General features: G+C 35.9%; 19 protein-coding genes and 1 riboswitch. Of the genes, 12 read left to right on the top strand and 7 right to left on the bottom strand.

Annotation, left to right across the window (positions count from 1 at the left end):
- Positions 1-390: 390 nt before the first annotated feature.
- The 6 genes from GSM_RS09010 to GSM_RS08985 all read left to right on the top strand — a co-directional run bounded on the left by GSM_RS09010 (position 391) and on the right by GSM_RS08985 (position 5,315).
- Complete coding sequence (locus tag GSM_RS09010; RefSeq protein ID WP_010078139.1) at positions 391-945, top strand: GNAT family N-acetyltransferase; 555 nt, start codon at positions 391-393, stop codon at positions 943-945.
- Positions 946-1,048: 103 nt separating this feature from the next.
- Entirely contained in the window at positions 1,049-1,342 is a 294-nt protein-coding gene (locus GSM_RS09005; RefSeq protein ID WP_010078138.1) for an ArsR/SmtB family transcription factor, read from the top strand.
- A gap of 76 nt (positions 1,343-1,418) precedes the next feature.
- A complete protein-coding gene (locus GSM_RS09000) occupies positions 1,419-2,567 on the top strand; it encodes an MFS transporter (RefSeq protein ID WP_010078137.1) in 1,149 nt (382 codons plus the stop codon).
- Between the two features lie 161 nt (positions 2,568-2,728).
- Positions 2,729-3,298 (top strand): cadmium resistance transporter, encoded by a 570-nt coding sequence (locus tag GSM_RS08995; RefSeq protein WP_010078136.1) that lies wholly within the window; start codon positions 2,729-2,731, stop codon positions 3,296-3,298.
- 86 nt (positions 3,299-3,384) lie between these two features.
- Entirely contained in the window at positions 3,385-4,335 is a 951-nt protein-coding gene (locus GSM_RS08990) for a zinc-binding dehydrogenase (protein WP_010078135.1), read from the top strand.
- Between the two features lie 218 nt (positions 4,336-4,553).
- Positions 4,554-5,315 carry an SDR family NAD(P)-dependent oxidoreductase gene (locus GSM_RS08985; RefSeq protein ID WP_003687985.1) on the top strand — a complete coding sequence of 254 codons (762 nt, stop codon included), beginning with the start codon at positions 4,554-4,556 and terminating at the stop codon, positions 5,313-5,315.
- 255 nt (positions 5,316-5,570) lie between these two features.
- On the opposite strand, the gene GSM_RS08980 is transcribed toward GSM_RS08985, so the two are convergent.
- The gene (locus tag GSM_RS08980; RefSeq protein ID WP_003687983.1) at positions 5,571-6,590 is read right to left on the bottom strand and encodes a zinc-binding alcohol dehydrogenase family protein; all 1,020 of its coding nucleotides are present in this window, start codon (positions 6,588-6,590) and stop codon (positions 5,571-5,573) included.
- Positions 6,591-6,764: 174 nt separating this feature from the next.
- Between GSM_RS08980 and GSM_RS08975 the strand changes: the two genes are divergently transcribed.
- A complete protein-coding gene (locus GSM_RS08975) occupies positions 6,765-7,127 on the top strand; it encodes a winged helix-turn-helix transcriptional regulator (protein WP_003687980.1) in 363 nt (120 codons plus the stop codon).
- A gap of 199 nt (positions 7,128-7,326) precedes the next feature.
- On the opposite strand, the gene GSM_RS08970 is transcribed toward GSM_RS08975, so the two are convergent.
- From GSM_RS08970 to GSM_RS08960, 3 genes are all read right to left on the bottom strand, one after another.
- On the bottom strand, positions 7,327-8,499 hold the full coding sequence (locus tag GSM_RS08970) for an SAM-dependent methyltransferase (RefSeq protein WP_003687979.1): 1,173 nt from the start codon (positions 8,497-8,499) through the stop codon (positions 7,327-7,329).
- A gap of 101 nt (positions 8,500-8,600) precedes the next feature.
- Complete coding sequence (locus GSM_RS08965) at positions 8,601-9,992, bottom strand: TrkH family potassium uptake protein (protein WP_076621436.1); 1,392 nt, start codon at positions 9,990-9,992, stop codon at positions 8,601-8,603.
- Between the two features lie 23 nt (positions 9,993-10,015).
- A complete protein-coding gene (locus GSM_RS08960; RefSeq protein WP_029327410.1) occupies positions 10,016-10,267 on the bottom strand; it encodes a hypothetical protein in 252 nt (83 codons plus the stop codon).
- 308 nt (positions 10,268-10,575) lie between these two features.
- Positions 10,576-10,665: riboswitch (TPP riboswitch) on the top strand.
- A 113-nt stretch (positions 10,666-10,778) separates the two neighbouring features.
- Between GSM_RS08960 and GSM_RS08955 the strand changes: the two genes are divergently transcribed.
- The 3 genes from GSM_RS08955 to GSM_RS08945 are packed head-to-tail and all read left to right on the top strand — an operon-like array spanning position 10,779 to position 13,420.
- Positions 10,779-11,339: an ECF transporter S component gene (locus tag GSM_RS08955; RefSeq protein ID WP_003687976.1), complete on the top strand. Its 561-nt coding sequence runs from the start codon at positions 10,779-10,781 to the stop codon at positions 11,337-11,339.
- Positions 11,336-12,745 (top strand): ATP-binding cassette domain-containing protein, encoded by a 1,410-nt coding sequence (locus tag GSM_RS08950; RefSeq protein WP_003687975.1) that lies wholly within the window; start codon positions 11,336-11,338, stop codon positions 12,743-12,745. Before GSM_RS08955 ends, GSM_RS08950 begins: the two co-directional genes overlap by 4 nt.
- Entirely contained in the window at positions 12,746-13,420 is a 675-nt protein-coding gene (locus GSM_RS08945; RefSeq protein ID WP_003687974.1) for an energy-coupling factor transporter transmembrane component T family protein, read from the top strand.
- A gap of 133 nt (positions 13,421-13,553) precedes the next feature.
- Here GSM_RS08945 and GSM_RS08940 read toward each other — a convergent pair whose 3' ends face one another.
- Positions 13,554-14,582, bottom strand: coding sequence for a YeiH family protein (locus tag GSM_RS08940; protein WP_003687973.1), 1,029 nt, complete (start codon positions 14,580-14,582; stop codon positions 13,554-13,556).
- A gap of 111 nt (positions 14,583-14,693) precedes the next feature.
- On the opposite strand from GSM_RS08940, the gene GSM_RS08935 reads away from it, so the two are divergent.
- Positions 14,694-15,581 (top strand): LysR family transcriptional regulator, encoded by an 888-nt coding sequence (locus GSM_RS08935; RefSeq protein WP_003687972.1) that lies wholly within the window; start codon positions 14,694-14,696, stop codon positions 15,579-15,581.
- Positions 15,582-15,699: 118 nt separating this feature from the next.
- Entirely contained in the window at positions 15,700-16,566 is an 867-nt protein-coding gene (locus tag GSM_RS08930) for an alpha/beta hydrolase (RefSeq protein WP_029327409.1), read from the top strand.
- Between the two features lie 206 nt (positions 16,567-16,772).
- On the opposite strand, the gene GSM_RS08925 is transcribed toward GSM_RS08930, so the two are convergent.
- Together GSM_RS08925 and GSM_RS08920 are read right to left on the bottom strand one after the other, a co-directional pair.
- The gene (locus GSM_RS08925; protein WP_003687968.1) at positions 16,773-17,657 is read right to left on the bottom strand and encodes a MurR/RpiR family transcriptional regulator; all 885 of its coding nucleotides are present in this window, start codon (positions 17,655-17,657) and stop codon (positions 16,773-16,775) included.
- Entirely contained in the window at positions 17,650-18,225 is a 576-nt protein-coding gene (locus GSM_RS08920; protein ID WP_003687966.1) for a HutD family protein, read from the bottom strand. The genes GSM_RS08925 and GSM_RS08920 overlap by 8 nt, the downstream gene beginning before the upstream one ends.
- Between the last annotated feature and the right edge of the window lie 19 nt (positions 18,226-18,244).

Genomic DNA, 18,244 nt, shown 5'->3' with positions numbered 1-18,244 from the left:
GTGCAAGACGGGTTGACCGTGGTACCACTTGCTCTTCATTTATCATCTGATAAATCTCGGTGACATATATTGTCAAAAATGATAACGGATTTCACCGGTCGAACAGCTTGCACCACCCAACAGTAATTTGAGTTCATTTTCATCAGTCGTTATCTGCACCTTTTCAGCTGCCTGTGCTCTCTTAAAAATAACGAAACCGAATCTCTTCTCAATAGTTTCTTACGATCATTAAAGACCAAATTCCAATCGTTGTCAATCGTGAAAAAATGTGAAATTATGTTTCTACAACCTATGACTGGCAAGTACTATACAGGCAGTCGAAAAAAATGAATTGAAATTTAGGTATCCGATAAAGTACACTGAAATTAATACTTTTTAAGGAGAGAAAACATGTTTATACACAAAATTGATTCTGAAGTAAGTCTCGCATTACCTAGGCCCCAAATCGACTCCGAGCCTCTTTTTCAAATTATTGAAAAAAGCCGACAAGAGTTACAAGTTTGGTTGCCATGGGTTCCCGCAATGAAAAGTGTCGAAGATGAGGAAAAGTTTCTTACAGGCATCTTAAAAAATTTTGGTAATACGTGCTCATTGAATACGGTTATTCTGTACAAAAATACACCTGTAGGAATGATTAGTTTTAATAAATTTAACACAACAAATCAATACGCAGATATAGGTTATTGGTTAGGAACTGAATATGTAGGTAATGGTATTATGCATCGAGCTGTTGCAGGGATATGTGATCTTGGTTTTAGAGACTATGGTGTTCATAAAGTCGAAATTCACGCAGCAGTAGATAATGCACGTAGTAATGGTGTTGCAAAAAAAGCCGGATTTCATTTTGATGGCTCACTTCGAGCAAATGAGTTGTTAGCTGATGGGTTTCATGATGAAAATGTCTGGTCATTACTTAGGAGAGAATGGGAAAAAGTTGATTCTTAACATTCAATTTCTTAAAGAAGTGTAACCCGATTAACTTTCTCCCAAAACACTCAATCCTATTATTGGTCTTGAAAAATCTTAATTTAAGTGAGATGATTGTTTTATGGATATCAAACAACTGGATAAAAAAACCGAATTGAAGCAACGTATCTTTTTTGCTCTTTCCGATCCGGGACGCTATAAAATAGTTTGTATGCTCTACAGTGTTGGTCACGAGATGGGGTGTAACGAGTTAAATCAGCATGTAGAGATTGATAAATCAACTATGTCTTATCATTTACGAACTTTGCGAGAGATTGGTATTACCAGTACCCGCACCCAAGGGCGACAAAAATATGTTAGTTTGAATAAAGATTGGATTGAAACATTAATTCCTGGATTATTATCGCACCTTTAATGAGCACATTTGTGCTTATTTTCTTGCTCTATTGTTTGATAATTATAAAACTATAAAATTGTTATTGGAGGAAATTATGAAATATCGTCGTTTATCTTTTTTATTTTTCCTGGTAATGTTTGTTATTGGAACAGATACCTTTTTAGTTTCACCACTCCTGCCCACTTTGACAAAGAACTATGCCATCTCTACGAGTCTCTCTGGTTTAATTGTCAGTTTTTATGCACTTGGTTACATGATAGGAGCCATAACTATCGGACCATTTTCAGATAATCATGATCGTAAGTTGATTTTAGTGAGTGGTTTAGTTTGCTTCTCTTTAGCTACTGCTGCGTGTGGCCTAGCCAATTCCTTTTCACTAATGTTAATTACTCGCTTTATTGCGGGCGCAGCTGCTGCTTCTGCTAGTCCCCAAATTTGGGCTACTATTCCCCAAATTTTTCCTAAAAAACAGGTTGTTAAAGTGATGGGTTACGCTACCTCTGGATTAGCATTTGCTCAAATTATTGGTGTTCCTTTAGGAAGTTTTTTAGCTGGTTGGTCTTGGCGGTTCCCATTCTTTTTTGTTGGCACTATTGCGTTGATATTAACCATTTTAGTTATAACTTATATGCCTCATTTAGATAAAACAAACACAAGGGCAACCTCGTTCAGTATTTATCGTAATTTCTTCAAGAATAAACAAGCACTAAAGCTTTTATTCTCATATTTATTATTTCAGATGGCTAATTTTTGTGCCTTCTCTTTTATTGGAACTTGGTTTTCTAATAACTTTTCATTACCCATTGCATCTATTGGCAGTTTTGTCCTAATTATTGGTCTTGGTCAATTTATTGGAAGTCTTGCTGGATCACATATTGTGCGCATATTAACCTTTCCCAAAGCTTTTTTTCTGGAATTTCTGCTTTTTATGTTAGGTTATGTTATTCTGCCTTTTTCGCCTTCTGCTATTATTGCTACCATGATTTTATCGTTCATTTACTTTATTGGTGGGGCTATTTTTCCCTTATTCATGAGTACCCTTCAAGCTACCGCACCAAAGGCAAGAGGAACAATGTCAGCTTTAACCAATGCATTTATGTACTTGGGTGAGGCTATTGGTGGAGTTTTTGGAGGAATTCTAATTAAAAATTTTCCTGGTTTTTTTGGCATATCGGTCTTTACAGTTATCGGTGTCTTTTTAGCAATGCTTCTGTATGCACGTCAAGGATATTTTAAAAAATGAAATTGCTTAATTGTATCTCCAATATCACTATGACTAACTTGAACAACAACTTTTGAAAATCATTTCTTCTATCATATAGATATGTTGATAATTTCATATGATAATGATAACATATGTTTTGATTAATATATTTTATTTGATTCATGGAAGGATGAGATATCATGCAGAATTTCCCACTGGTCACGATGCTCTTTATTGGAGTTAATCTTGACTTCTTTGTGATTTTATTATTCCTGCTTCAAAAATATAATTTTAAGAACAACTTATTCGGTTATGAATTGGGAATGCTTTTGATTTTTGGTATCAGTGCGCTTGCAGGACAATTAATTCAAAATCTTATGCCTGCTTGGGTTATTGGATTTCTCGGATTAATTCCAATCTATATGGGAATTAAAGAAGAAGATCATAATGGTAAAACAAATACAGTCTCAAAAAAGGGAATTACCGCTGTTTTACTCATGTATCTAGCCAGCTGTGGTGCTGATAACATAGCTGTCTATGTTCCGGTTTTAGCAACAATGGCATTGGTTGACATCATAGTGACAATGGTTTATTTTCTTTTCTTGACCGCTATATCCTTAACATTAGCTTATTTCTTTGGTCAACTTCCTATTATCAAAAATATTTTTGAGCGTTGGGGGACACAATTATGCAGAATCATTTATGTTTTTATCGGACTTTTTGTTATGCTTGATACAGGATTGGTTCAGCATATTATTACTTTGTTTTAAGTAAAATCATGTGTACTTTGAAATATAAATTATTAAATTTCATGTTATTCTAAGGTTAAATACAATTTTATGTTAGAGGTGTCAATATGAAAGCTCTGTATTTCAACGATTTTGGAGATAATTCTGTCTTAAGATATGGAAATATTGATTCTCCCCAAATAAATGCGGATCAATTATTAGTTAAAACCAAATACATTGGCTTAAACTTTGCCGATATATATCGGCGTCGAGGTACTTATCATATTGAGAAGCATCAACCTTATATCAACGGTTACGAGGGTCTGGGAGAAGTCGTCGCTGTTGGTAATCATGTCAATACCTTTAAGCTAGGAGACAAAGTATTTTTTGTAGATGTACCTTTTGCCAATGCAGAATATGTCAGTGTCCCAACCGAAAATGCAATTAATGTACCGACAAATCTCGACTATAAAATAATTGCTGCTGTTGGACTACAAGGATTAACGGCAGATTTTCTGGCTCATGATCTTGGGAAAAATAAACCTGGAAACAATGTATTCATCCATGGTATCAGTGGCGGCGTTGGCCAAATACTATCTCAAATGTTGACCAGCGATGGAATGAATGTATATGGAACCACCTCAACGCCAGCGAAGCAGTCTTTGGCCCTACAGCAGGGAGCTAAAAAGGTCTTTTTGCGAACTGCACCTTGGGATCAAGATTACTATGGAAAATTTGATACTATTTACGATGGCATAGGAAAAACATTGGAACAAAGTTTGTCACTTGTTATTAATAAAGGGAAAGTTATTTTTTATGGAATGTCAGGTGGTAATCCACCTAAAATTGATCCAGTAAAACTATTAACTCAATCAAAGAGTCTCTTGACAGGAGACCTATGGGATTATTTAAGTAACGCAAGCGAACGGGAAAACCGCAGTCAAAGGTTATTTAAATATCTAAAAGAAGGCAAGATCAAAATTAGTGATCCCACAACCTTCCCATTGTCCGAAGGCCAAAAAGCATATGAATATTTAGAATCGGGAAAAAGTACCGGCAAAATTTTGTTGGTTCCTTAAGTCAGCCGTTTTGAAATAAAAGCATGATGATCAAAATTTATAATCAATATCGCACTTGACAAGAGAAAAATTGATGTGTCACTTTTCCATCAAACATTCTTTGCAAAAAACTATAAATAATTTTAACCCACGCCATTTAACTGTTCTTAGAAGAAAGTTCGGTGTAGAATATACTTGTTAATTATATTACAAATTATTGGTTACTGGAGGAGTTATGAATGGCTAAAACTGTTGTAATTACGGGTGGTGTATCAGGAATGGGGCTTAGTGCATCAAAGTTATTCCTGTCCAAAGGTTGGAATGTTATGATAGCAGATTTTAATAAAGAACTTGGTGAAAAAGTGTACAAAGAATTGTCATCAAAATATTCTAAAAAACAAGTTGCTTTTCAGCAAACTGATGTGTCTAATGCGACATCTGTAACTGATCTAAAGACTAAAACTAGTCAACTATTTGGTAAAGTTGATAGTGTTATTAATAACGCCGGTATTTTTACCAAGGGTGCCTTGCATGAAGTTGCTGAAGATGCTTGGGACAGAATCATGGCAATTGATGTAAAATCTGTTTACTTGATGACAAAAGCATTTGTACCGGACATGATAGAACAAAAAGCTGGAACAATTGTCAATACTGCATCTATTTCTGGATTGACCGGCGATTACAACATGGCTGCCTATAATGCTGCTAAGGGTGCTTTAGTCAATTTAGTTCGTGCAATGGCTCTCGACTATGGCAAATACGGCATTAGGGTCAACAACATTAATCCGGGACCGACGATGACTCCAATGTTTAAAGCTAATCCTCAATCAGTAATTGACACTTTTAAAAAGGCTAGTCCCTTGGGGAAATTGGCAGAACCTGATGATATTGCACGTGTTATGTATTTCTTAGCTTCTGACGAGTCCAATCCAATTACTGGTGAAAACATTCCCGTTTCTGCAGGCTTTGAAATCTATAGCGGACAACCTGTTCAAAAATAATACTTCAAGTTTAACAATCGTATAATCAATGAACTGCTCTCAACAAATAAAAAAAGCCTCAGTATCTGAGGCATACCCTCAAGGCAAAAAATTTTACCTTGGGGGTATTTGGAGTTGGTTCAAAAGTTATATTTACACCAGCTCCTCTATTTATTGCATGTAAATGTGTTCCATTCTTATCATGTTATTAATCTTCTTTGAACCTACTTAGATAAAACATTCTTGTCACATATCATAATGAAAAATTTACGCTTCTCATTCATCGCTAACAACAACTTTGCCAATCATATGATTGGACTCCACTATTTTGTGAGCTTCTTTTAGATTTAAATCATTGATCGGCGTGAACGCTTTGTTTAAAGTTGTTTTTATAATCTCCTGATCTAATAAAGATGAGATCTTATCTAGAATTTCATGCTGAGTAATCATATCCGGTGTCTGATAAAAAGACTTTGTATACATCCACTCCCAGGCAAATGTTGCCCTTTTTTTCGTTAACTTACGTAAATTGACGGGTCGCTTATTTTCGGTAATAGATGCAATTTTACCGCTTGGTTTTATCAGCTCTGCCATTTCATTCCAGTGACCATCCAAATCATTCAATTCCAAAATGTAATCCACATATTCATAACCAAGCTTTCTAACCTCATGTACTAAATCTAGACGATGATTTACGACTTTATCAGCTCCAAGCTTTGTGACCCACTCTATAGTTTCTGGTCTGGACGCACTTGCAATTACCTTTAGTCCTGCCCAACTAGCTAGTTGCGTTGCGATAGAGCCAACACCGCCTGCTCCATTAATAATCAGAATCGTTTTTTCGTTGTTATTTTTTTTATCATTTGGGTTAATCTCAAGCTGCTCAAATAGTGCTTCCCAAGCAGTCAATGAAGTTAATGGCATTGCAGCAGCTTGTGCTGTTGTCAGTTTCTGTGGTGCATGTCCAACGATTCTCTCATCAACCAATTGATACTCACTGTTACTGCCGGAACGTTTAAAAGAACCAGCATAAAAAACAAGTTCTCCCTTTTTGAATAAGGAAACGTTCTCTCCCACAGATTCTACAATTCCAACAGCATCCCAACCAATTATCTTTGGCTCTCTTAAAGTACCATGCCCACTTTTTCTAACACCAACATCCACAGGATTAACGGAGACTGCCTTTACCTTAACTAATAAATCATGTCCCTTTGCAACCGGTTTGAATGTTTCAAATTCAATTAAACTTTCTTCCTCATCAATTGGTAAATGTTTTTTAAACCCTATCGCTTTCATCATCTGTCTCATCTGCATTTCCTTCTTTCATACCTTATAGTAATTAATTAACAATATCTTGCAATATTGAAAATTCAGTAACTAGTAACAAGTTTTTCACTAGTGAAAATTATTTAAATGCTCTATTATTATGAGTATGAAAGTAACACTAATTGAATTCGGAGGAATATTGATATGAAACGACACGTTTATAATTGTCAGGCCGGCTGCCCTGTGGAGAGTACTTTGCAAATAATATCCGGTAAATGGAAATCTGTAATCTTGTACCATTTTATTAAAAATGATGTCTGCCATTTCGGTGAACTGCAGCGTAACATGAAAGATTGTTCCCGTAGAATGCTAGCTCTTCAGCTAAAAGAATTGGAAAGTGATGGTGTAATTGAAAAAACTATCTATCCTGTGATGCCTCCCAGAACTGATTATAAATTAACTGCGTTCGGAAAAACATTAATTCCTGTAATCAAGTCAATGGAGGAATGGGGCAACTACTATAATCAAAGGAAAATTGCAAAAGATAACATGACAACTAGTAACTAACCATCAGACCAATTTTTCAAAAAAATGAAGCTAGTCAAAAGTTATATTCTGAACCAATTCCTCTATTTATTCCGGATAAACGTGTTCCGCAAGTCAAACTTTTTTGTCCGCTCTCACACTAGTACTCTAATTTTGCCGACTTACGTCATACTTCAAAAAAATAAGGAGACTGTGATAAAAATCTCAGTCCCCCTTCTCCCTATTCATAAATGTAATTGCGTGTTCGTGGTAAATTCTTTCCACTTGGTCCCTTAGAAATCAGATACTGGATACAATCAATGTTTCCTGCTTCAAATGAAGCGGCACAAGCTTGCAAATATAGATCCCACATTCGGATAAATTTTTCATCCATTTTCTCAGATATTTCATCTAAGTGATTCTTGAAGTTTTCATCCCAGATCTCAAGTGTATGTTGATAATGACGTCTTAGTGTCTCTATATCAAAGACTTGCATCCCAGCATCAATAATATGCTTCAAGTTCTCATTCAGACCTGGAACATACCCACCTGGGAAAATATATTGGTTAATCCAGCCATTATATGCTCCGCCTTGCTGTCTCGTTATACCATGAATTAATGCGACACCATCATTACTCAAATACTTGGCAATCGTTTTGAAGTATGTTTCCAAATTTTCTTCGCCAACATGTTCAAACATCCCAACGCTAGTAATATAATCAAATGGCTCATGCTTTAATTCACGATAGTCTTCAAGATATACCTCAGCCTGATCTTCAAGCCCTTCATCGGCAATTCTCTTTTTAACAAATTTATACTGTTCTTCACTCAAAGTTATTCCTGAAACTTTTAAACCAAATTCCTTTGCCGCGGTCAGCATCAAAGTACCCCAGCCACATCCAATATCCAGCAATGTTTTCCCTTGTTGTGGATCTAGTTTTCTAATAATATGGCGTACTTTATTCATCTGGGCTTGTTCCAGACTATCATTTTGACGTTCAAAATATGCACAAGAATATGTCATTGTTGGGTCCAACCACAGTTTATAGAAATCATTTCCCAAATCATAATGACTCTGAACATCGTACTTGCTGCTTTTTTCTGAATGAGACTGTTTTGGCAAAAACTTCTTTAACTTGCTGTTATAAAAAAAGCTTTCAGCTGAATCGTAAGCTGCCTTAACTAACTTTTGAATGGAACCATTAATTTGGATTCTTCCATCCATATATGCTTCTCCCAAAGCAATTGACGCATTGCGCATTATTTCCTTAATTGGGACAGGTTCCTTAAAAGTAATCTCAACTTCTGGAGTTCCCTCGCCATAAACTTCACTTTCTCCATCCCAATAATTAACACGTACTGGAATACTAAAAGAATGACTCAGTAGTTTCTTATAAAAAATTTTATCAAGCACAGTAAAATGTCATCTACCTTTCACTAATCTTTTGTTATTAAACAATACAATTTTAACACTTTTTTCCCCTTATTCTAAGCAATACATATCAAAAGTAGCCTTCAACCAATTATAACCTTTTCAGTCGGGTATTTATAATTAAAATCTTGTTCCCGCTTAGAAACAAACAACATCAACATATATAACATCCCTACACGACCAACAAACATTAAAATGATTATTACACATTTACCAACCAGACTGAGCGAACTCGTAATTCCTAGCGACAAGCCAGTGGTCCCAAAGGCTGAAGCCACCTCAAAAACTAATGAAATCAAACTAGCCTTCTCAGTAAAGGATAAAATCAATATTGCAGCAGTACACAGCATTAACGACAAATTGACGACCACTACAGCTTTTTGAATATCATCTTGTCCGATTCTTCTTCCAAAAATATTAACGTTCTTTCGTCCACGAATGAACGCCATCATATACAACATTAAAATCCCGATTGTCGTCGTTCGAATACCACCACCAACTGAACTTGGGCTAGCTCCAATAAACATCAGTATCGAAAACAGCAATAAAGTTGTTGTTCGAAATCCGGTCAGCGAGTCTAACTGCAATCCCGCATTTCGTGTCGTAGCACTATAAAACAATGACGTGATGATCTTCTCCCCCCACGGCATATTAACAAAACTATGGCCTGCCTCGGATAGAAAAATCAATATTGCACCCACTACAAAAAAGATGACTGCAAAAAGGAAAGCAATCTTGGAAAATAACGAAAAGCGGTACTTCCCTTTACCATGTGTCTTTATCTTCAAAAATAGCCACTCACGAAATTCTATTAAGACTGGAAAACCAATTCCACCAATCAGAATCAGTAAAATTACCAACAACAAGAAAATGTAGTCATGTCGAAATGGCATCAGCGACTTGCCTGTTACGTCAAAGCCAGCGTTTGTAACGGCTGAAATTGCAATATAAAAACCCTCAAAAAGAGCACTTTTTAAGTCATATAAACTATCAGTCAGATATAGATATGCTGAGAATATGATTCCTGACACAAACTGAAGTACCATCATCAATCCGAATACCGAATAAACCAACCGCACGGTTCCACTCAACCGTGGCTGATTCATATCCACTTGAATTAATTGTCGATGATGCAGCGAAATTCTTTGCCCAGTTATAATCATGCCGACAGTCGCTATCATTGTTACCCCAAAGCCACCTATCTGAAATAAAAATTCCAATAAGAATATCCCGTAGTTGTTGTAAACTTCATGAAGAGAAACGGTACTAAGACCTGTCACACTGATAGTTGAAACAGCCATAAAAAAGGTATCCAGAAATGATACTTTTACACCTGGGTACCTAAAAAAAGGGAGACATAGTAGAACAAAAGTTATCACGATTAATCCGAAATACGTTGACACTAGCAACTGAATCGGGGTAAATCTTTCTCTTATCTTACTTATCCTAGTCCAAAGAGTTGCAATACCAAACATTACTTTATCTTTCCTTTACAAAATTAATTTAACAGCTTCATTTTTGAGTAACTGATTACAACTTTTTGCTTTAGGTCAAGCGCTGTCTCCGAGCCGCTATATTCATCATCAAAATCAATTATCGCAGAGTTCTTCAACTGTTTTTCAACAATTCCCTTAAAATGCTGCCTGTTAAAGATAAAAGAGACATGTGTCCTCTCAATGAAAGGTTCACCTAATTCATTAACTTCAATAATTTGTTTATTTTGATCATTTCTTTTTTCATTACCCAACATTATTCCCCCTCAAAATCAAGTTTATTTCCAAAAAGTTAGCCATTCTCAATACTTTACTGATAACCAACAACACTAATTATACCGCTAATTTACTATTCAGACTAATTAAGAGAGCGCAATTCAATTATAGTTGGATGATTCCCCCAAAATTATTCATAGCCTAGTTTGTCACGAGTAATCCAGACTTAGCCAAAGGAAATACATCCTTACTAGATCAGAGAAAAATCAGAGTAGTATTGTTTTGTTATACAACATTTATATCTTTACATTTTACAAAATCTTTGTTAGACTGAACATGTTTTTAAGAGATTAACAAACTGGGGTGCCTAATTGGCTGAGAATTACCCATTGACCTGATCTGGACAATGCCAGCGGAGGGAGCTTTGTGTCGATTGATATTATATTAATCAAAGCAATCAGGCTGCCGGCATACTCATTGTAGAGTATGGTGGCTTTTTTTCGCAATTCATTTCTATTTGTTGTCTCCAAAATTTTAAAGGGAGCGATTATTATGCAAACAGTTGATCACACAAAAAAAGGCTGGTCTGTCAAAGATGTAATCTTCTTGGCAATCATTGCTATTTTTTTCGGAATTATCTATCAGGTTTGGAGCTTTGCTTACTATGCAATAGCCGCAACACCACTCAAGCCCTATGCAAATGACCTGACACTCGGTGTATGGATCATGGCAGGTCCATTGGCCGGAGTGTTACTAAAAAAGGTTGGAGCATCTGTCGTAGGTGAGTTATTAGCAGCTGCCGTTGAGATGCTATTATTCTCAAGTTGGGGCGCCTCTACCCTAATCTCTGGTTTCATTCAAGGAATTGGCAACGAACTTGGCTTTGCTGCTACAGGCTACAAGAATTGGGGAAGGCTGGGTTTGTTATTATCTGCAATCGGTTCAACCATTATTACCTTCGTCTGGGACTGGTTTCAAAGTGGATACAGTGAATACCATGTTGGATTGCTAGTTAGTCTCTTTGTAATACGCTTCGTCTCAATTGGTTTCTTCTCAGGTGTACTAGTATATTGGATTAAAAAATTAGTAAATAGATCGGGATTGATTAAATGAGTATTTCCTTAAAAGTAGAAGACTTGACTTTCACTTATTCAATTGATTCCAAGCCAATATTCGAGCGTCTTAATTTTGAATTGCCGCTAAATTCCTTTAATTTGTTGATTGGTCCTTCTGGAAGTGGAAAATCTACTATTTTTAAGCTAATGGCTGGGTTATATCCACAATATAGCGGTATCAAAAATAATGGCCGTATTTTGCTTAATGGACAAGAAATTGCAGACATTGTACCTTTTGAACGTGCTCGCCATGTTGCTATGCTTTTCCAGAATCCCAGCAGACAATTTGCGATGAAGACTGTCTTTGAACAACTAGTATTTGCTTTAGAAAACATTCAATATCCTGCCCACCTAATTGAAAAGAGAGCGACTGAAGTCCTCAAAAAATCAAACTTATGGCAATTCAAAGACAGGATATTACAAACACTTTCTGGTGGTGAACAACAACGTGTGGCTTTGGCAACCGTTCTCGTACTTGATAGTTCCATTATCTTTTTGGATGAACCCTTTGCTAATATTGATAACGTTTCACGACTTGTGATCTTGAATGAATTGAAGCAGTTACAACTAACACAACACAAGACTATTTTCATTTCCGATCACGATATTTCAAATTATAATGGTCTTGTTGATCATTTGTATGAAATTAAATTATCTTCACAAAACTTGGTTGAGTTACCTCTAACTGAGCTTGCAAAATTACCGGCTCAAACTAAAGTCACGCAGAAGAACTTACCCGACAATGCAGTCTTTTCATGGCATAATCTAAGCTTTCATATTGGACAGCGACTGCTATTATCGCCAAATTCACTCAATATTCCTAAAGGATATGTTGGACTTTTGTCTGGCGATAACGGAATTGGTAAGTCAACTCTTTTTGCAGCATTTTCTCATCAAAAAAAATATAGTGGAAACGTCCTATATAACGGGAAATCTTCTGAAAAAATCAGACTGCGCAACTGGGCTAGAACTGTTGCCAACATTTTTCAAAACAGCAGTGATCAATTTATCAAACTTCATGCAGATGAAGAGCTTGACTTTTCGCAATCAAATTCACTTCACTCAGAATATTGGACAGCTCAACGAATTCAGGATGCAGTCAATAAACTTGATCTCATTCAAGTTCTGAAACACGTTAATTATCAACTTTCTGGGGGACAACAAAAAAAATTACAAGCACTCATCATACTAATCATGTCTCAGCCTGTAATGCTCTTCGACGAACCTTTTGCGGGACTAGACCTTAATTCTCTCGAAAATCTGTTGATGCTGATCAAACAAACTACTAAGGATCTAGGACTTTCAACACTGATAATCTCACATCAGCGAAGAGGTGTTGTTGAACATATTGATTATGAGTTACTGATGGATGAACAGACTATTAAGCGATTGGGGGAATTCTGATTGAGCAGCAAAAGGATTAATCCTACAATTTTGGTGATTATCATGCTTGGTATTGGTCTTCAAATCACATTTGCCCATAGTGTCTCAACAAATATTGTCGTTATCTTCGTCACTTGTCTTTATCTTTGCTACTGTAAGGCGTCCGGTAAATTACTAATTCTGACTAGCCTATATGCTTTTCCACTTGCCTTGGGTAGCTGGTGGTCGTTCATTATGTTCGGAACAGGGGATGTATGGCACACCGCCTGGATCTACGCCTCTCGTGTATATGCTTATCTCTATTTGGGAGCAATTGTCACGCTGACAGTTTCTGTCAAAAACATTTTGCTGAGTTTATCGCTTCATCTGAAGCTGTCCTCAACTTTTGTCTATGGACTACTAGCATCCTTCAATCTTTTGGGCAGGATAAAACACCAGTACAAGACAATTCGCTATTCAGCTATGATGCGTGGTACTACTTATCATTTTTGGAATCCGAGTCTTTACCTTCGTGTTATTATCGTAGCCTTAAATTGGTCGCAGGATTTGGCTGAGGCCATGACATCTCAAGGATTTACCGAAGGAGCAGCGCGAACTCTCACATATAAAGATAATTTGCCAAAATGGCAATGGTGTTTAGCTACTTTCTTAATCCTACTTTATTTTGTTTTTTCATTTCTTGTACGTCCTTGGTAAGTTATCTACGATAAAAAATAGAATTGACGAGAAACATGATGCTTCATTTTAAATAGGGTCTGGTTCAAAGATTATCTTTTGAGCCTGACCCTATTGATTTCATATGAATATGTTCTGTTCTACAGGTTAATAATTAAAAGTACAATTTGCTAACCACTAAAACAAATATTCCTAATACAATTGAAGACACAAATACCCCTGCAAATGCTGGTAATCCCCTCTTCAGTATTACTTTAAAATTAACACTCATTCCCATGGCAGACATGGCCATCCCTAAGAAAATATATGCAGCTTTCACCAAAATATTTAACATATTAGTCCCAAGTGGAACAAAAGTACCTATAACACTAGCAAGAATAAATCCTGCCATGAACCAAGGAATTGGCAATTTTGCAGTAGAATCATTGCTCGTTCCATCATGTTTACTCCTTTTCTGATACCAGAAGCCGATTAGTAACGCTGCTGGTGCCAACATCAATACCCGTGAAAGCTTAGTAATGATTGCACTATCTAATCCCACAGGTCCTGCAGCACTTCCCGCGGCCACTGCATGAGCAATTTCATGCAATGAACCTCCTACAAAAACACCGAACTGAGTGGGTGTTAAGTCTAGTAGCGGTTTCAGTCCCAGATCAATAAATGTAAAAACTGTCCCCATAATTGCAACAATCGCAACTGCTAATACGTCATTTTCACGCTGTCTTTCTTGTTTTTCTGGAGCCACTTTAATCTGTGGTGATATTCCCATTACCGCAGCTGCACCACATATTCCTGTACCACTTGCTGCTAAGATTGCCAATTCTGGCTCTACACCAAATTTTCTTTCAATGAAATATGTCAAAAAGATTGTACCCGCAACAATAACAATTGCTAATAGAATAGTTTTAACTCCCGCCTGTGCTAACTGAATAAGGTTTAATTTAAATCCAAGCAAAATAATTCCTAATCGCAAAAATTTATTTGAAATAAATGCTATCCCGCTACTTGCTTGATATACTAGTTTTTTTGAAGATTGAAAAATCATCCCCAAAATCAATGCGATGATTAAAGCTCCAAAAAGTGAAAAATATGGTAACTGTGCTAAAAATGTTCCGACTACTGCGCAAATCAAAGTCATTACAACAGCAAGCCAAAACGAATAACTCTTTATAGTTCCTATCATTTTCAATCCCTCTTTCAACAATTTACAAGCTTAATCATACTAATTATTGACTATAAAATAAAATTATGATTTATTATATTATTATAAGAAGTAGTTATATAGGAGGACGTAATGATTTCTCAAGAATATCAAACATTTTTAGTACTCAGCCAAACTCTCTCATACACCAAAACTGCTCATCAGCTTTTCATCTCACAACCTGCCGTAACACAACAAATTCAGCGGCTTGAAACAAGTCTTAATTTGAAGCTCGTTATTTACAAGCGTCCAAAACTAACCCTAACGCATGCAGGTGAACAACTTGCTGCATTTTTAACCCGCACCCAAGCGCAAGCAGTAAAGGTGCTAAACAATCTTCAAAATGACAATCAAAAACAGAAAATATCATTTGGCATTACACGTTCTTTGAGCGAAGTAATCGGCAAAAAAATGATTTCAATTATGTTGAATAAAGTTAATTTCACTGCAATAAAGTGTGTTGCTGGGAACACCACAAGTATTTTAGCGCAAATTAGTAACGGTACGATCGATTTTGGCATTGTTGAGGGAAATTTCGATAAACACAGTTTTTCGTATCATATCATTAGAAATGAACCTTTCATACCCCTTGTCAGTTGCACACACCCACTGGCACGAAAGAAAAGCGTAACTTGGAATGATCTGCTATCATATCCTCTGATTATAAGAGAAGAAGGTTCTGGTTCACGTGAAATACTGACTTCTCTTGCACAAAAAGAAAATATAAGTCTTACTGATTTTTCTCAACTGCTAACGATTTCTGAACCGACTTTGCTGCGACAGCTTGTCAAAAAAGGAGTTGGAATTAGTTTCTTATATAAGATTTTAGTGGAAAATGATTTAAAACAAGGAATTCTCAAACAATTACCCTTACCACGGGGAGTGGTTGAACATGAACTTTACTTTGTTTATGCTAAAGAAAGTTTTTTTGCTTCTGATTATCAACAGTGGTTTCACTCACTTGATGTACTGAATAATTAAGTATTTATAAATATTTTAAAAATCAAGTTATATTTTACCTATACCTATCATTGTGATTCCCATCAATGTGATATTCTGACTCAAAAGGATTCAATTCACTACATAGTTAGGGGAAATTATGATGAAGCGCAAATTATTATTTACTATCATAATAATAATATTGGGCTGTACTTCAAGTTGGGGACTTGTGCACAGCGATAATATAAAGAAAACGGGCTTCAAAAAATCGAATATACCTACTTTCTTCATTCATGGGTATGACAGCAGTTATCGAGCCGAAAGATATATGGTAAATTCTGCGATTGAAAATGGAGTGACAAACACTGTTGTGCGCGCAAATGTGCGGCGCAACGGAGCAATTCATATATTGCATGGCTATCGCTGGACAAATAAGAGCTATAATCCGTTGATCGAAGTTAATTTTGTAGCCAATCATAACCGTAATTATTCACGTTATGCTTTTTGGTTCGGTAAAATTTTAGAGCGTCTGCAATCACAACATCATTTTAAAAAATATAATGTTGTTGCCCATTCATTAGGAAACCTTGATTTAATGTATTATTTACTTGGTCACGAAAAGAAAACCGCACAATTAGTACACCAAGTTGATATAGCAGGACCATTTGATGGATCAAATATTGATGGCTTCCGGTTTCCCAACAACAGATTAGCTGCCGATAGCCGTCCGCAAAAAATGAGTAGTTTCTACCACTTCTTACTAAACCGAAAGAAAAAATATCCAATCGACCAAGTTCATGTACTTAATATCTACGGGAACTTAGACAATGGATCCAATTCAGATGGACGTGTCAGTACTACCTCTGCTCGTTCACTTAAATATTTAATCGGTAACAGAGCAAAAAGCTATCATCAGATTGAGTTTAAAGGCTGGAGTGCTCAACATCACATGCTCCGTCAAAATCCTGAAGTGAGCCAAAAAATAATTAAGTTTGTTTGGGGAAGAAACAACGGCAAAGCCTCATAAATGAGAAAGTGTGCCATAAGTCAGTAAAATTCGAATTAAACCAAGAAAGTACTCATGGCGCAGAACATGCCATGAGTACTTTCTCGTCAGACGGAGAATCTTGATTTAAAAAATACGTTTATCTGGAATCGGTAAAAGAACGGCTCGCAACTTTTGACCCAACCCCTGCAGATAAATATTTCATATGTTGGGCTTTCTAGCACTCCTCAATGTAAAAAAAATGAATTATTTGTCTCATTAATCCTCTCTATCTCATCTAATCTCTTATCAATATTGGGAATCTTCTTAGACACATCCCTCATTAACAAATTAATTAATAATAGTGGCGTACTATAAACATCAAAAACAGACGAAACCGTAATTGGTGTTATTAGTGAAACATCAGAACATGCTACAATAGGCGATAACCTGCTGTCAGTTAATGCTACAATTTTAAAGCCTCTTTCTTTGAGTCTTTTATTCTTCTCTAACAATGTTCTCGAATATCTCGGAAAAACTGTTGTAAATACTACTATCCCCTCTGGTGAGGTCAAATCAATGTTTTCCCATTCAGGTGAACCATACCTCAATTCAAAAACATCAGGACGTAATCTACTCAATATATAGTTCATATAAGGAAGAATTGTTGCTGACATCCTGTTGGAAATCAGAAACACTTTTTTACTTTTTGCAATTAAATTCACGGCTTTGGCATACTCTGGAGTTTGAGCCAATTCTTGTAGTTCTTGTAAATTATTAACTTCTTGATTCAATATATTCAAATTCTTATCGTTGTCATCTTCTTTGTCTAACATCGAAAAGCGCTTACTCGTAGTCATCTCAGAGCTGATAATTTTCTGTAAATATCTTAGGAAGTCATTATATCCACGATATTGCATCTTCACACAAAACCGCGAAATACTACCTTGGCTGACTCCAATTTCTTGACTGATCTTATCTGCTGTCATGAAAACAATCGCATTATAGTTTTTTTCAACATACATTGCTATTTTTTTATTAACTGCCGAGGTTTTACCGACAACCATGAGTCTTTCCAGTAGTTCTTCTTTATTTTTTATTTCTTTTATTCTTATATCAGACAGATTAATCACCTTTTTTCACTTCGAATAGAATCAGCTTTTTCTTATTTCCAGAAATCTCAATTTTAATTTCTAAATTTTCTCTATTAATATTGTTAATAATAACACAATCTCCTAAGCCAACAGTTAACTTTTGATCTTTAATAGTTACTATCCTTTTCCCTCCAAGATTATACAAACAAAGATGCTCCCAAGATGAGTTGAGCTTATTATCATCTATTGTACTAATCTGTCCTGCAAAATCACTAGTGTGCATCAGATTTACATCTTTTGAAACACCCCTTGACTCTATCAAGTCAGACCCCGCAAAATTAAACGATCGTCCAGGAATTAATCGTGTAGTTTTACTATTATTTACCAACTCAATTGGATTTGTCAGCGGCATTATTATGCGCTTATAACCTGATAATGACGTGAACTTACTTTTATCAACCTCAACTGTGGCAAAAGATAATCTAAAACCAAAATCTCTATTTTCATATAAGCTTCCCGCTGGATATATATATAATTCAGTTGTTTGCCCACCAGACCACCTTGTTGTCTTAAACTCGCTAGCTCTTTTTAAACATATTTTAGCCATATTTCCTCCACAAAAATTT

The sequence above is a fragment of the Liquorilactobacillus mali KCTC 3596 = DSM 20444 genome (assembly GCF_000260415.1).
Classification (GTDB): Bacteria; Bacillota; Bacilli; order Lactobacillales; family Lactobacillaceae; genus Liquorilactobacillus; species Liquorilactobacillus mali.
The sequence above is the reverse complement of the archived record's forward strand: the minus strand, read 5'-3'. Positions and strand labels throughout refer to the sequence as shown.

Excerpts from the sequence above, each read along its gene's own strand:
- GSM_RS08950 (WP_003687975.1), top strand. The coding sequence starts at position 11,336 with ATGAGTATTTCCTTAAAAGTAGAAGACTTGACTTTCACTTATTCAATT.
- GSM_RS08920 (WP_003687966.1), bottom strand. The coding sequence starts at position 18,225 with ATGGCTAAAATATGTTTAAAAAGAGCTAGCGAGTTTAAGACAACAAGG.
- GSM_RS08995 (WP_010078136.1), top strand. The coding sequence starts at position 2,729 with ATGCAGAATTTCCCACTGGTCACGATGCTCTTTATTGGAGTTAATCTT.
- GSM_RS09005 (WP_010078138.1), top strand. The coding sequence starts at position 1,049 with ATGGATATCAAACAACTGGATAAAAAAACCGAATTGAAGCAACGTATC.
- GSM_RS08980 (WP_003687983.1), bottom strand. The coding sequence starts at position 6,590 with ATGAAAGCGATAGGGTTTAAAAAACATTTACCAATTGATGAGGAAGAA.
- GSM_RS09010 (WP_010078139.1), top strand. The coding sequence starts at position 391 with ATGTTTATACACAAAATTGATTCTGAAGTAAGTCTCGCATTACCTAGG.
- GSM_RS08940 (WP_003687973.1), bottom strand. The coding sequence starts at position 14,582 with ATGATAGGAACTATAAAGAGTTATTCGTTTTGGCTTGCTGTTGTAATG.
- GSM_RS08975 (WP_003687980.1), top strand. The coding sequence starts at position 6,765 with ATGAAACGACACGTTTATAATTGTCAGGCCGGCTGCCCTGTGGAGAGT.
- GSM_RS09000 (WP_010078137.1), top strand. The coding sequence starts at position 1,419 with ATGAAATATCGTCGTTTATCTTTTTTATTTTTCCTGGTAATGTTTGTT.
- GSM_RS08930 (WP_029327409.1), top strand. The coding sequence starts at position 15,700 with ATGATGAAGCGCAAATTATTATTTACTATCATAATAATAATATTGGGC.
- GSM_RS08985 (WP_003687985.1), top strand. The coding sequence starts at position 4,554 with ATGGCTAAAACTGTTGTAATTACGGGTGGTGTATCAGGAATGGGGCTT.
- GSM_RS08960 (WP_029327410.1), bottom strand. The coding sequence starts at position 10,267 with ATGTTGGGTAATGAAAAAAGAAATGATCAAAATAAACAAATTATTGAA.
- GSM_RS08935 (WP_003687972.1), top strand. The coding sequence starts at position 14,694 with ATGATTTCTCAAGAATATCAAACATTTTTAGTACTCAGCCAAACTCTC.
- GSM_RS08990 (WP_010078135.1), top strand. The coding sequence starts at position 3,385 with ATGAAAGCTCTGTATTTCAACGATTTTGGAGATAATTCTGTCTTAAGA.
- GSM_RS08955 (WP_003687976.1), top strand. The coding sequence starts at position 10,779 with ATGCAAACAGTTGATCACACAAAAAAAGGCTGGTCTGTCAAAGATGTA.
- GSM_RS08965 (WP_076621436.1), bottom strand. The coding sequence starts at position 9,992 with ATGTTTGGTATTGCAACTCTTTGGACTAGGATAAGTAAGATAAGAGAA.